Source organism: Candidatus Binataceae bacterium (assembly GCA_036495685.1).
GTDB lineage: Bacteria > Desulfobacterota > Binatia > Binatales > Binataceae > JAFAHS01.
Genome location: DASXMJ010000110.1, coordinates 1 through 12,459, shown reverse-complemented (window position 1 = coordinate 12,459; position 12,459 = coordinate 1). Strand labels below are relative to the sequence as shown.

Annotated in this window: 11 protein-coding genes; 7 read left to right on the top strand and 4 right to left on the bottom strand. The window is 60.4% G+C overall.

Annotated elements, in window-relative coordinates; all coding sequences use genetic code 11:
* Window positions 1-52: 52 nt before the first annotated feature.
* Window positions 53-1,003, top strand: coding sequence for a hypothetical protein (locus tag VGI36_11125; GenBank protein HEY2485695.1), 951 nt, complete (start codon window positions 53-55; stop codon window positions 1,001-1,003).
* Window positions 1,004-1,030: 27 nt separating this feature from the next.
* On the opposite strand, the gene VGI36_11120 is transcribed toward VGI36_11125, so the two are convergent.
* From VGI36_11120 to aroC, 4 genes are all read right to left on the bottom strand, one after another.
* Complete coding sequence (locus tag VGI36_11120; protein HEY2485694.1) at window positions 1,031-1,261, bottom strand: helix-turn-helix domain-containing protein; 231 nt, start codon at window positions 1,259-1,261, stop codon at window positions 1,031-1,033.
* Between the two features lie 213 nt (window positions 1,262-1,474).
* On the bottom strand, window positions 1,475-2,554 hold the full coding sequence (aroB, locus tag VGI36_11115) for a 3-dehydroquinate synthase (protein HEY2485693.1): 1,080 nt from the start codon (window positions 2,552-2,554) through the stop codon (window positions 1,475-1,477).
* Window positions 2,536-3,111 carry a shikimate kinase gene (locus VGI36_11110; protein HEY2485692.1) on the bottom strand — a complete coding sequence of 192 codons (576 nt, stop codon included), beginning with the start codon at window positions 3,109-3,111 and terminating at the stop codon, window positions 2,536-2,538. Before VGI36_11110 ends, aroB begins: the two co-directional genes overlap by 19 nt.
* Before the next feature lie 126 nt (window positions 3,112-3,237).
* Window positions 3,238-4,458 (bottom strand): chorismate synthase, encoded by a 1,221-nt coding sequence (aroC, locus tag VGI36_11105; protein ID HEY2485691.1) that lies wholly within the window; start codon window positions 4,456-4,458, stop codon window positions 3,238-3,240.
* Between the two features lie 116 nt (window positions 4,459-4,574).
* Here aroC and priA point away from each other — a divergent pair, with 116 nt between their 5' ends.
* The 6 genes from priA to VGI36_11075 form a co-directional block, all read left to right on the top strand.
* Window positions 4,575-7,028, top strand: a complete 2,454-nt coding sequence (gene priA / locus VGI36_11100; GenBank protein HEY2485690.1) for a primosomal protein N' — start codon at window positions 4,575-4,577, stop codon at window positions 7,026-7,028.
* Between the two features lie 19 nt (window positions 7,029-7,047).
* Window positions 7,048-7,968: an alpha/beta hydrolase gene (locus tag VGI36_11095; GenBank protein ID HEY2485689.1), complete on the top strand. Its 921-nt coding sequence runs from the start codon at window positions 7,048-7,050 to the stop codon at window positions 7,966-7,968.
* 78 nt (window positions 7,969-8,046) lie between these two features.
* Window positions 8,047-8,703, top strand: coding sequence for a metallophosphoesterase (locus VGI36_11090; GenBank protein HEY2485688.1), 657 nt, complete (start codon window positions 8,047-8,049; stop codon window positions 8,701-8,703).
* 500 nt (window positions 8,704-9,203) lie between these two features.
* Window positions 9,204-10,070, top strand: a complete 867-nt coding sequence (locus VGI36_11085) for a VOC family protein (GenBank protein ID HEY2485687.1) — start codon at window positions 9,204-9,206, stop codon at window positions 10,068-10,070.
* Between the two features lie 6 nt (window positions 10,071-10,076).
* On the top strand, window positions 10,077-10,805 hold the full coding sequence (locus VGI36_11080; protein HEY2485686.1) for an HAD-IA family hydrolase: 729 nt from the start codon (window positions 10,077-10,079) through the stop codon (window positions 10,803-10,805).
* 70 nt (window positions 10,806-10,875) lie between these two features.
* On the top strand, window positions 10,876-12,459 hold a 1,584-nt coding region (locus VGI36_11075; GenBank protein HEY2485685.1), incomplete at its 3' end, for a hypothetical protein.

Below are 12,459 nucleotides of genomic sequence, written 5' to 3'. Positions count from 1 at the left end.
GTCTAATTTGCGTTTCTAGCCCGAGGCCTTCGGGGGCGAAGGAGTTGCTCCGATGAAATCCATAAACACCGTCACGGGAACCACCACCGCCGAACAGCTCGGCACGACTCTGATGCACGAGCATCTGCTCATCGGTTGGGCCGGATGGGAGCTGGACTGCGCAGCGCCAAAGTTCGAAAGACGCGCAGCCTTCAAGAACGCGGTCGACCGCCTCAAGGAGCTGAAGGATCTCGGCCTGCAGAGCTTTGTCGATCCGTGTCCCATGGACATCGGCCGCGACGTCAATTTCATGGCCGAGGTTGCCGAAACCTCCGGCGTGCGCATCGTGTGCGCGACCGGTCTCTACAAGGAAGACCTGGGCAACACGGCCTACTTCAAACAGCGCAGCGTCGATGAAATCGCGGAAGTCTATTCTAGTGAGATCACCAAAGGTATCGGCAACACCGGAATCAAGGCCGGAATAATCAAGTGCGCGACCGGCAAGGGTCAGATAACCAAATACGAAGAAAACTGCTTGCGCGCCGCAGCGCGCGCGCATCTGCGTACCGGTGCGCCGATCACTACGCACACCGAGGATGGCACCATGGGGCGGGAGCAACTCGACATCTTTGCTTCGGAGGGTATCGATCTGCAGCGGGTGATAATCGGCCATAGCTGCGGCTCGGCAGATCTCGGCTATCACCGCGACATGCTCGACCGCGGATGCTTCCTTGGATTCGATCGGTTCGGACTGGACTTTCTCCATCCCGACAAGCTGAGGCTGGCCGCACTAGTCGGGTTGCTCGGCGTGGGCTACGAGAAGCAGATCGTCCTCTCACACGACTCGGTGTGGTGCTGGTTGGGGCGAGGTCTCGATCTCCCGCCCGAAACCTCAAAGCTGATCGAAAATTGGAAACCGACCCACGTGTTCCAGAATATAGTGCCGGCCTTGAAGCGGGCGGGAGTGAGCGAGGAGAAAATCCGCGCGATGCTGGTCGACAATCCGCGTCGCTACTTTGCCTAAATCGCGCGGGCGCCGACCAACCAGAGACTATTTGCGGGCCGCGGCGCGGCGAATCTCGGGCTTAAAGGTGCCGGCTTCGGCGCGGGCGCGCCACTGATCGATCGCTTCCACCGTGAAGCGCCAGTCGCTTCCGACCCGGAAGGCCGGTAGCTGATTGCGCTTCAGCATCCTATAGATTGTCGAAGGATGAACGCGCAGATAGCTGGAGACTTCCTGTACCGTAAGCACGCTGCCCTTCAAGACTTCGATACGTTCCATGGATAACCTCCCAGGCCGGGTACGGACTCTGTTCAGAGTCGGACCGTAGCATAATCATACAAGATGATTACGTGTTGCAAGTCCCCAATAGGCCGTAATTAACCAAACTTTGCTTGAATATGCAAAGTTTCGTCATTCAAGCACGTTGGAAGAGAAGAACCGGTGTTCCTGCAGTTTGCGGGAAAGGCTGGCGACCCACCGCTATCGAGGATTTCAGCTGGTGAGAACTGCCACAATCTGGTCGAAATCTAGCGGCTTGGTGCTGGCTTTGCCGAGGCGCTGCAAAAGCACGAATTCGATCGCGCTTTCCAAGCGCTTTTTGTCCAGCCGTAGAGCTGCCACAAAATCCGGGGTGCGAAACTTTGGCGGCATTTCGGTCGGCAGCCCGCTACGCTGGAGCAAACGGACCAGACGAGAGCCCTCGTCGGTGCTAAGCCCAGCGAATTTCTCGGAGAGCGTCGCTGCCGCTGCCATTCCGATCGCGACCGCCTCGCCGTGCAGATAGGTTCCATAGCCGGCGCTCGTTTCGAGCGCGTGTCCTATCGTGTGACCGAAATTAAGGACCTTGCGAAGCCCAGCTTCGCGCTCGTCAGCAGTAACCACCGCGGCTTTCAGGCGCAGCGATCGCGCGACCAGGGCCTCGAGAATCCCCAAATCACGCGCCAAGATGCGGTCGAGGTCACGTTCTAGGTCCGTGAGCATTGCCGCATCCAGGATGGCGCCGTATTTGATTGCTTCGGCCAGGCCTTCCCGAAACTCACGCTCCGGCAGAGTGATTAACGTGCGGACATCCGCGATGATCGCCCTGGGTTGGTGAAACGCGCCGATGAGATTCTTCGCTCGCGGATGATTGACGCCGGTTTTGCCGCCGAGTGACGAGTCAACCTGGGCGACCAGCGTGGTGGGAATCTGCACCACCGCGATCCCGCGCAGGTAGGACGCTGCCGCGAATCCTCCGAGATCGCCAACCACGCCGCCACCCAGCGCGAAGATCGAGCCGTTGCGATCGATCTCGGCCCGGATCATCTGGTCATAGAGGTCCTGAAGGACCGCGGAAGACTTGCTCGCCTCGCCCGCGGGAACTACCACGAGCTTCGGTACGAAGCCGCTTTTCTCAAGCGCGCCAGCGGCGCGCGCTGAATAGTGGCGCGCCACGTTGGAGTCAGTAACCAATGCAACCGGTCCGGGTTTGATGCCCGCAGCTCTGGAAAGCTCGCCCAGCCGGTCCAGGATCGCGTCGCCTACATGGACGGGGTGCGATGCCGGACCGAGTTCTACGCGGAAGGTTTGCATCGCGATTGTTCTCTCAGCACGAACAAATCGATTAAACGTTCGGCTACCTGCTCGAGAGGAAGATCGGAGGTGTCGATGCTGACGTCGGCGCGAGCGTAGGCGCTAGCTCGCTCCGCCATCAAGGTACGGATTCGTTGTTCCAAGGGCTGACCACCTTCGGTCAGCTTCGGACGGCGGGCCGCGGAGCTGCCCACCCGGGCGGCGATGGTCTCGGGGCGCGCTGTAAGGCATACGACGATTCCGGCTTGCTTCAACAGAGAGCAGTTCTGCTCATCTACCAGGGCGCCGCCTCCGGTCGAGATAACCGCGGGCCGTGGATTGCCGCACTGCGCGCAGTGACGGCGCGAGGAGGTGAGCGTGGCGATTGCTTCGCGCTCCAAGGTGCGAAAGTGCGCTTCGCCATGTTGCGCAAAGATCTCCGGAACCGACTTTCCGGCACGCGCCGCTATTACCAGGTCGGTGTCAGCGAATTGCCATCCAAGTCGCCTTGCCACGAGATGGCCAGCCGCGCTTTTGCCGGTCGCCATGAACCCGGTAATGATCAGCTTGGCAGTCATGCTCGGTTCGCGATCCGCGTCAAGCCATTCGATTCGCTCACCCTGGTCCGAGTCCCGCTCAAGTTCCTGGCCGCTTTTACCGCAACAGCACGAAAAACTCCGCTCGGCGTCGTCCCACGATTCGCTTCAGAAGTCGCGGACCTGTTTGAGATAGCCCTGATAGTTGCGCGTAATTTCAGCCAGCGAATCGCCGCCGAATTTCTCGAGGAACGCATTGGCGAGCTCAAACGCCACCACCGACTCCGCAATTACCGCGGCCGCGGGAACCGCGCACACGTCGGAGCGCTCGATGGTTCCTTCGGCTTCCTCCTTGCTGCGGATATCGACCGACCGGAGGGGCTGCATCAGGGTGGAGAGCGGTTTAAATGCTACCCGCACGCGTAGCGGTTCCCCGGTGGACATACCGCCTTCAGTACCGCCCGAGTTGTTAGAGCGGCGTGTGAAGCGCCGCTCCGCGGTGTCGAATCCAATCTCGTCGTGCAGCGCCGATCCGCGCACCCGGCCGGCCTCGAATCCGCTCCCGAATTCGACTCCTTTGGTGGCCTGCAAGCTCATTAGCGCATGGGCCAGGCGCCCATCGAGTTTGCGATCCCACTGGACGTGACTGCCGAGTCCGACCGGAATTCCGGTCGCCACCACCTCGACCACCCCGCCCAGAGTATCACCGGTATTTTTGCATGCATCGATCTCTTCGATGATCGCGCGCTCGGCTTCCGCATTGGCGACCCGCACCGCCGACTCCTCGGTCGCCGCCCGCAACTCGGCCAAGCTCGACTGGTCTGGCATTTTTGCGACGGTGGCGCCGATGCTTACGACATAACCCAGAACGTCAATGCCGAAAGGTGCGATAAATTGCTTGGCGAACGCGCCGATTGCGACGCGAGCGGTGGTTTCCCGCGCCGATGCGCGTTCGAGGATGTCCCGGATATCCTCGAGATTGTACTTCAGCACCCCCGCCAGGTCGGCGTGACCGGGACGCGGCCGCGTAACTGCCTTCGCCTCACCCCGATCTTGCGGATCAGCCGACATCCGCTTCTCCCAACTCTTGAAATCGCGGTTGATGATGATCAAGGTGACCGGGCTGCCAATTGTCCGGCCAAAGCGGATGCCGGAAACCGGATGCACCTCGTCCTTTTCAATCAACATCCGGCCGCCGCGGCCATAGCCTTTCTGGCGCCGTGCCAGGTCATGGTTGATTTTCGTGACGTCGATTTCAAAGCCTGCCGGAACTCCTTCCATCACCGCTACCAGCTCGGGGCCGTGTGATTCGCCGGCAGTCAAAAAGCGCAGCATCGACATGACTTCCTGCCGGAACAGCCAGAGTGCCTTCCGGTCTTCACGATTCAACCAGACGCTGCGACCGCGTGGAAGTATGCCTCAGCGACCGGTTACGAGCGGGCAGGGCGGGTGTCTCGTGCGGCAGACAGGCGACGGTGTAAATTACGGTCGCGGGAGTGGTTTGGATGCAGGCCAGGATCGTCATAGTGGGTGCGTCGCGAGGGGTTGAGGAGCTGAGCTACCAGATACCGTCGGCCATGAGCGATGCCCTCAGCGTCGGCCATCGCGTGCTCATCCCGCTGCGCTCGCGCAGGGTCACCGGAATCGTGCTTGAGATTTCCCAGGAGCCAGCGACCGAACCGCTAAAACCGATCCTGGAGATTCTGGAGCCACGGCCGCTTTTTGATACCCCGCACCTGAAACTGCTCGAGTTCCTCGCGACCTACTACATGACCTCGCTCGGCGACGCGTACCGCAGCGTCATACCCTCGGTCGCTCGCGTAGAATCGCGCATGGCCTACCGGCTCGCGGCCGAACCGAACCCTCTGCGCGCTGCCGCATTGAGCAAAGTGGAGCGCAGAATCATCGAGACGGTCGCCGAGCGGCCGTCCACCATCAGGCGGCTCGAAAAACTAGGGCCCCCCAGGGAGGCTCGGGCCGCGATCGCACGCTTGGCAGGTGAAGGAATCCTCGCCCGACAGGACGCCACCCGCGGGCGACATCGCGATAGCGACGATCGCCTCGTGCGGGCGGTTCCATGCACGCAGGCGGTGAAAATCCGTGGACCCAAGCAACAAGAGCTAATGACCGTCATCGCAGAGCACGGTCCCTTGTCGATTGCCGAGATCGCGGAGCGGGTTCGGGGTGCGCGCCCGCTTATAACGTCGCTCGCCCGGCGCGGACTGGTGGCGATTGGAGGCGCAGAGCCCGGCACCCGGTCTAAAATCGCACACACCGCGTGTCCGTTTCAGCTTACCGGAGAGCAGAAGGCCGCGATCGACTCGATCGCACCGATCATCTTGGCTCGTCGCTTCGAAAGTTTTCTCCTGTGGGGGGTAACGGCGAGCGGAAAAACCGAGGTTTATCTGAACCTGACCGCACGCGCGCTGGACGAAGGACGGCAGGTGCTCGTCACCGTGCCGGAAATCGCGCTGGCTGACGAGCTGGTGCGCTCCTTCCGCGCGAGATTCGGGCCCTTAGTCGCAATCGCGCATAGCGCCCAGCGGGTTACCGAGCGCTGGGCAAGCTGGATGTCGGCGCTCGGTGGCGATGCGCGCATCATGATTGGTCCCCGGTCCGCCATCTTCGCGCCGATTCATGACTTGGGCCTCATCGTCGTCGACGAGGAACACGATGCGGCGTACAAGAACGAAGAGGGCATTCGCTACCACGCCCGCGACCTTGCGGTAGCGCTCGCCGGATACAGCAACTGTCCGGTCGTGCTCGGCTCGGCCACGCCCTCGGCCGAGTCCTTCGCCAACTCACGGCGCGGACGTTACCGCCTTCTGCGCCTGACGCGGCGGGTGAATGATCGTCCTATGGCAGTGGTCGAAGTCGTGGATCTGCGACGCTCCTCGACCACGCCGAATGATGCTGCTGCGAGCAACGGTGGCTTGCGAGCTACGCCGGCACCAGAAGGGGTCCCGCTCTCGCCCCGGCTGCTCGACGCACTCCGTGGAAACCTCGCCGCGGGTGGACAGGCAATGGTCTTTCTGAATCGACGTGGGTTTCACAATTTCTTGCAATGCCGCCTGTGCGGCAACGTTATCGCGTGCCGAAATTGCAGTGTCAGCCTGACGTTTCATCTGCGCGATCGATCACTTCGCTGCCACTACTGCGGAGACCGACTGCCAGCACCCGACTTGTGCCCCGCCTGCCACGGAGCCGGGTTGTCGGGGCAGGGCTTCGGCACCGAAAAACTGGTCGCCGCACTGGAAACGCTGCTTGCGAATGCGCGGATTGAAAGAATGGACAGCGACACCAGCGGGCGGCGGGGCACGCGCGCGCGAATTTTGGCGGCGCTGCGGGCAAACCAGATTGACCTTCTCGTCGGCACCCAGATGATTACCAAGGGCTTCGACTTTCCCGGGGTCACCCTCGCAGCGGTGGTCTTGGCTGACCTGGGTCTAAACCTTCCGGATTTCCGATCCGCCGAGCGCACCTTTCAGCTTCTGACCCAGCTCGCAGGCCGCGCCGGGCGGGGCGAGCGCGGGGGTAAGGTCATAATCCAGACCTTTTCGCCGCATCACTACAGTATCCGGGCCGCGCGAGATCAGGATTACGTACGATTCATGAAGCGCGAACTGGATTTGCGCCGCGAGCTGGAGTATCCGCCGTATGCGCGGCTTGCGATGGTGCGAATTGAAGGTGAAGAACCGCGACCGCTTGCATCGGTTGCGGAAGCAGTGGCGAAATCCCTTGGGCGCGACCCAATGTCGGCGGAGCTGCGCGTGCTGGGACCGGCGCCTGCGCCGATTGAGAGGATCAAGCGCCGTTACCGATGGCAGGTGCTGGTGAAATCGCGTCAACTAAGGACCATGCGCTCGGTGCTGGCCAGGATGCGGGCCGAGATTGGCCCCTACGCGGACCGCCAACAAGTGACGCTCGCGATTGATATCGACCCGGTACGGATGTTGTGAGAGGCTGCCGTCGAAACAAATGGAATCGAAGCACGTTACGGTGCCCCGCGCGCAGCACACGTTCGACGTCAAGCTCGGCGACCATGCGGTAATTCGGGTCCGCCAACACGGAAACACGGCGGGACCGCGCCTGATGTTGAGTCATGGCAACGGTCTGGCCATCGACGGCTACTTTCCGTTCTGGGGACCGCTGCGCGAGCGCTACGAAGTGGTGGTGTTCGACTTTCGCAATCACGGCCACAACCCTTTGCACCACGAAGATGCGCATCGCTGGCCGCGCTTCGTCATGGATCTGGAAGAGGTATTGCAAGCAATTAACACAGAGCTCGGCCATAAGCGGGCCGCCGGAGTTTTTCACTCGCTGTCGGGCGTAACTGCGGCGCTGCACGCGCTCCAATTCGGACCGCGATTCGAGGCGCTGGTCCTGTTTGATCCTCCGATTTTTCCACCGGAAGGTCATGTGCTGCGGGGGGATCAGACGCAGGACAAAAACTCTCTGGCTACCCGCGCGCTACGGCGCACCGAACGTTACGCCGACCCTTCGATTCTCGCTGGACAGTTTCGGGCGCGATTTACTCGATGGCGGCCCGAAGCGTATGAGCTCATGGCGCGCGCGACACTGCGGCACGACTCGCGGGCGGGCTGCTGGAAACTTGCTTGTCCGCGAGAGCTCGAGGCCAGCGTCTTTTCAACCAATGCCGACCCGACCCTCTGGGAGCGGCTGGGCCACCTCCCGGTTCCAACCAAGCTGATCTGTGGGGACCCCGACTTGCCCGAAGTCATGCCCCCGGCGCTCATCGGACGTGCGCTCGCGGAGCAGCACGGCCTTCCGTACGAGGCCATACCTGGCACTACCCATTTCTTGCAGATCGAGGAACCGGAGAAATGTGTGCGCGCGATGGAGTCGTTCCTTGCGCCGTTAGGGCTGGCCGCGGTCTAGAGAGCGGCCCCGAAGGCCAATTCCCCGATTCTTTCCCTGAATTCGGCCGGTCGGCTAAACTTCGACTCGAGCGACAGCATGAAAATAGTTTCTTTCGGCGACGTCCACATGGCAACTCGCAACCTCGAGCGGATGGGCAAGGTCATGAGCGACTGTGACCTCGTGATCCTGTCCGGTGATCTGACCAACTTCGGCGGAATCGAAGACACCCGGAAGGTATTGTCAGACGTGCGCCGGTCGTGCGCGAAGGTTCTGGCACTTTCGGGAAATCTTGATCGGCGTGAAGTAATGCCGTTTCTGGAGAGCGAAGGAATCGATCTTCACGGCAAGGGAAGGATGATCGATGGAGTCGGCATATTCGGGTGTGGTGGCTCGAACCTCACGCCTTTCAAGACTCCGACCGAATTTACCGAAGACGAGATCTACGCGGCGCTGCGCAGCGGTTACCAACAGGTCCACGACCTGCGCCCGCTGGTCATGGTGTGTCACACGCCGCCTTTCGAAACCAAGTGCGATCGTATCTTGTCGGGCAAAGCGGTTGGCAGCACTGCGGCGCGCCGCTTCATAGAAGAAGTGCAGCCCGACATCTGTATATCGGGCCACATTCACGAGTCCGCGGCCGAGGATGCGATAGGGGCGACCAAGATTTTTAACGCCGGTCCCTTCAAGGGGGGCGGTTATATCGTCGCGCATATTGAAGGCAAGTCGGTCAACGCGCGCCTGGAATTTCTTTGACGTCCCATCGCTATCGCGCGCGTCGCAGTCGATGTCCGTCTACGCGGGTAAGATCCGCAATGCATGGCCGCTGATCTTGCGCAATTCATTCAGGCTGTTGTGGCGTTTTCGTCCGCGTATCCCGGGCCGGGGATAATCGACCGCGCGTTTGCCTCGGTACCACGATTAACCCGGATAAGCTTGCGTCTCCAACCGCCTCCCTGCGCACAGATGTTAAAAACGAGTTGACCCCAGCGGCGGTCGGGCTGCCGCCGGCGTGGTGCGCCGACGCTTATGCGCTCGTTTGGCCCGCGGACCAGACGCGTTCCTATCGACCGGGCGGGCGAAAAATGATTTTCTGAGGAATTGACCCGGGCCGTTTTCGGCGCGCTAGGCGCTGAAGATTCCTTGGCAAAACGCGGGTTTGTTCATCCGGCAGGGAGACAGGCCGGAGGGTGGAGAGTCGCGCGCCTTCGGCATGGCCGGCGAGTTTCACGCTCGGAAAGGAAATGATTGGTCACATGGCTGAGAATGTGCGGATGCGTTTCGATCACGTTTCTTTTGCCGTCCGCTCGATCGACCGCGCGGCGGAATTCTTTTCGCGTTACTTCCCGATGAAGGAACGCAATCCGAAGACGCGCGACGATCAGGTCAGCGGCGCCTTTTACTGGCAGGATTTCTGGCTGGGCGGGTTCGTCGTGGAATTCATCGAAGACCTGCCGGGCAGCTCCGGCTTTGTGGGCAAATTCATCGATAAGCACGGCGAAGGGATGCACCATCTGTCGATCGAGGTTGACCACCTGCGGCCCCTTACCGAGCAGCTTAAACGCGACGGCGTCCGGGTCGTTGATGAACAGGAATACTCGGCGGGTTCCGCTACGGCGTTTATATCACCACGATCGGCATTCGGAGCGTTGATTCAGTTCTGGCGGGTACCGGACTTCGATGCGCCGCATCCACGGCCGGAGCCCGATGGTCTTGCGCACTTCGACCATGTCTCTCTCGCAGTCAAGGAGATCGACCAGGCAAAGAGCTTCTTCACCAGGTACTTCAACCCCACCGCGTCGGGGCGGGAGCCGCACCTGTCCAACTCCGAAGGCAACTTCATCATCGCGAACATGCAAGTGGCAGGGTTTAAGCTTGAATTTATCCAAAGTCCGTCCCAGCAGGTGAGCAACGATTTTGTCGCGCGCTTTATCACGCGCCATGGCGAGGGGCTGCACCATATCTCGATTGACCTGAAAGACTTCGATTCAACCCTGGGACGCCTCAAGCGCGACGGGGTTCGCGTGGTTGATGAAAAGCGCAACCGGCGCGGAGAGCGGCAGTTCTTCATTTCGCCGCGCGACGCATTCGGCGTGCTGGTGCAGGTCTGGGACGGTCTCTAGAAGACGATGGCGATTCTGCGCGTGGTGTTTTTTGACGCGGCCGGGACGCTCTTCGATGCGCGCCAACCGGTTGGTAGAACCTACGCGAGGCTCGCGCGTGAGTTCGGGCTGGATCTATCGGACAGGGCGGTGACCGCCGGGTTTCGTCGCGCGTTCGGCACTTCACCAGAGCTTGCGTTTGGCAAGGGTCATTCGGAAGTCCAATTGCGCAACCTGGAGCGGGCCTGGTGGAAGGCGGTGGTGGCGCGGACCTTTGAGGGGTTGGGCGACTTTCCGCGGTTCGATGATTTTTTTGAGGCGTTGTTTGCTTTCTTTGCCGATCCGATGCACTGGGAGGTCGATCCTGAAGCTTCGGCAACGCTTTGTCGTCTAAAGCAGCAAGGACTTGAGCTTGGCGTGATATCTAATTTTGACTTCCGGCTCTACGAAATTCTGGAAGCTTTGGAACTGAAACCGCACTTCAGCTCCGTTACAATTTCCTCACAAGCCGGCTTTGCCAAACCGCGTCGCGAGGTATTTGAGGCGGCACTGGCCAAGCACGGCCTGCGGCCTGCCGAGGCGTTGCATGTGGGGGATTCGGTTCGGCTGGATTTCGAGGCGGCGGCCGCAGTCGGGATGTCGGCTGCGCTGGTCGACCGCGGGTTTGCCGGCCCGGTTAGCCTAGAGGATAGAAAGGCGCGGATTCGCTCGCTTGCCTATCTAAAGGAAGTTACGCAAATATTGGGTTCCGCTTGACGGTGCGGTCGGCCTGTCCTTATTTAGGGCCGGCCTAGTTCGGTCAGATCACTTGGGGCGTAAGGAAAAAATGAATTCATCGTTGGGGATTAGCCGCGTCTGGATGGTCTTTGTCGCCTTCGGCGCGTTGGTTTTGTATGCCGGTACGGCACACGCACAATCGGCATCACAATTAAGTGCACAGGTCGCAGAAGTTGCGAGCAGAGTACCGTCCGCGGAAAGCAACGAGTCGACCGCCGGTCAGGTAATCAACGAGCTGGATCGCTTGGAGGCCTTGTACGCGAAGGTCGCTTCTGAACCCTCGACGAACCAGATGGCGTTGGAACCCTCATATCACCAACTCGAGTCGGCGCTCAGCACTCTCTACAACACCTACAAGAAGAAGAAAGACGACTGTATCGCCCAGATCGATGCGGGCGGCCAGTGCGACTATTCAGTTCCGGAGCAGCTTTCGCTGCAGGCGCTCTATCCCCTGTCCTGGCTTCGATTCCAGGGCGCGACGTCGGTCTATGCGAACAACGAAGCGCAAGCCAAGAGGCTGCTCAACGAAGCGATCGATGGTTTCACGGAGAGCACGCTGGTCATCGTCGATCCGAACCTTGTGCGGGAGAACCTGCTCGGTCGCGCGAACTGCGAAAAGGAATTGGGCAAGTTCGAGCACCCCGAGTATGACAAGGCCATCGCCGACTTCAAGAAGATCCTTGAGGACGGCTCCGGTACCGCGCAGTACAAGGCTGCCAATCAGGGTCTGGCGACGACTTACTCCTTGATGGGCAAGCCCGAGGAAGCGCAAAGGTACACGCAGGGAATGGCGAGCACCGGCGGGTCACTGATGCTGCAGCTGCAAACCCTCTTCTCGGCCGAGAACGCGACTTCAGATCCAGCTAAAAAGGCCGCCTATCACAAGCAGATTGTCGACAAGATCAAGGCGGTCGAGGACAACAAGCAGAACTGGGCGATTGCTATCGCGGCGATCGGGAAGTACGTGCGCAATCCCATCGAAGAATTTGGCAATTCCTCAGATCCGTTTGAGAAATGGCTGCTCGCAAACGTTCTGCTCAGCAAGCATGACGAAAACGGAGCAGCCAAGTACTACATCGAGGCGGCGAGGGCCAGCGGCAAGTACAACAAGGGTTACCGATACGCCGCCGATATCTATTACAAGCAAAAGCGCTTCGACCAGGTCGAGCAGCTCGCCAACGAGATGGCCAAGTCGGGGGGAGCCGACGCCCAGTGGGCGGCATACATGGCCTATGCGCTGCCGCGCCAGCAGTGGGAGGCGAGCGGGATGAAAAATACCCAGCTCAACGACCAATGGATAAAAGGCGCGGAGAATTATCTGAGCAAATTCTCCACCGGCCAGTACGCCGCCGAGATGCGTTTCCGGTTGGGTGAGAACTTGCAGCGCCAGGGAAAATACCTCGACGCTGCCAAGCAGTACGAGCAGGTGAGCGGCCAGAACGAGTATGCCTTCACCGCGAAATTCAATTCTGCGGAATGCAAATATCTCGAGCTGGTCCAGGGAGAAAATTCGAAACAAAATTCGAAGGAAAAAACGGCCTCTGTCAACGTGGATCAGCTGCGCAACGACACCATGAAGGACCTCCAGGAAACCATCAAGATGGAGCCTGAGGCCGAGCGAACCGCGCAGAAC

What these genes read in the sequence shown, in the direction of transcription:
- VGI36_11125 (HEY2485695.1), top strand. Translation starts at nt 53, where the DNA reads ATGAAATCCATAAACACCGTCACGGGAACCACCACCGCCGAACAGCTC.
- VGI36_11120 (HEY2485694.1), bottom strand. Translation starts at nt 1,261, where the DNA reads ATGGAACGTATCGAAGTCTTGAAGGGCAGCGTGCTTACGGTACAGGAA.
- aroB (HEY2485693.1), bottom strand. Translation starts at nt 2,554, where the DNA reads ATGCAAACCTTCCGCGTAGAACTCGGTCCGGCATCGCACCCCGTCCAT.
- VGI36_11110 (HEY2485692.1), bottom strand. Translation starts at nt 3,111, where the DNA reads ATGACTGCCAAGCTGATCATTACCGGGTTCATGGCGACCGGCAAAAGC.
- priA (HEY2485690.1), top strand. Translation starts at nt 4,575, where the DNA reads ATGCAGGCCAGGATCGTCATAGTGGGTGCGTCGCGAGGGGTTGAGGAG.
- VGI36_11095 (HEY2485689.1), top strand. Translation starts at nt 7,048, where the DNA reads ATGGAATCGAAGCACGTTACGGTGCCCCGCGCGCAGCACACGTTCGAC.
- VGI36_11090 (HEY2485688.1), top strand. Translation starts at nt 8,047, where the DNA reads ATGAAAATAGTTTCTTTCGGCGACGTCCACATGGCAACTCGCAACCTC.
- VGI36_11085 (HEY2485687.1), top strand. Translation starts at nt 9,204, where the DNA reads ATGGCTGAGAATGTGCGGATGCGTTTCGATCACGTTTCTTTTGCCGTC.
- VGI36_11080 (HEY2485686.1), top strand. Translation starts at nt 10,077, where the DNA reads ATGGCGATTCTGCGCGTGGTGTTTTTTGACGCGGCCGGGACGCTCTTC.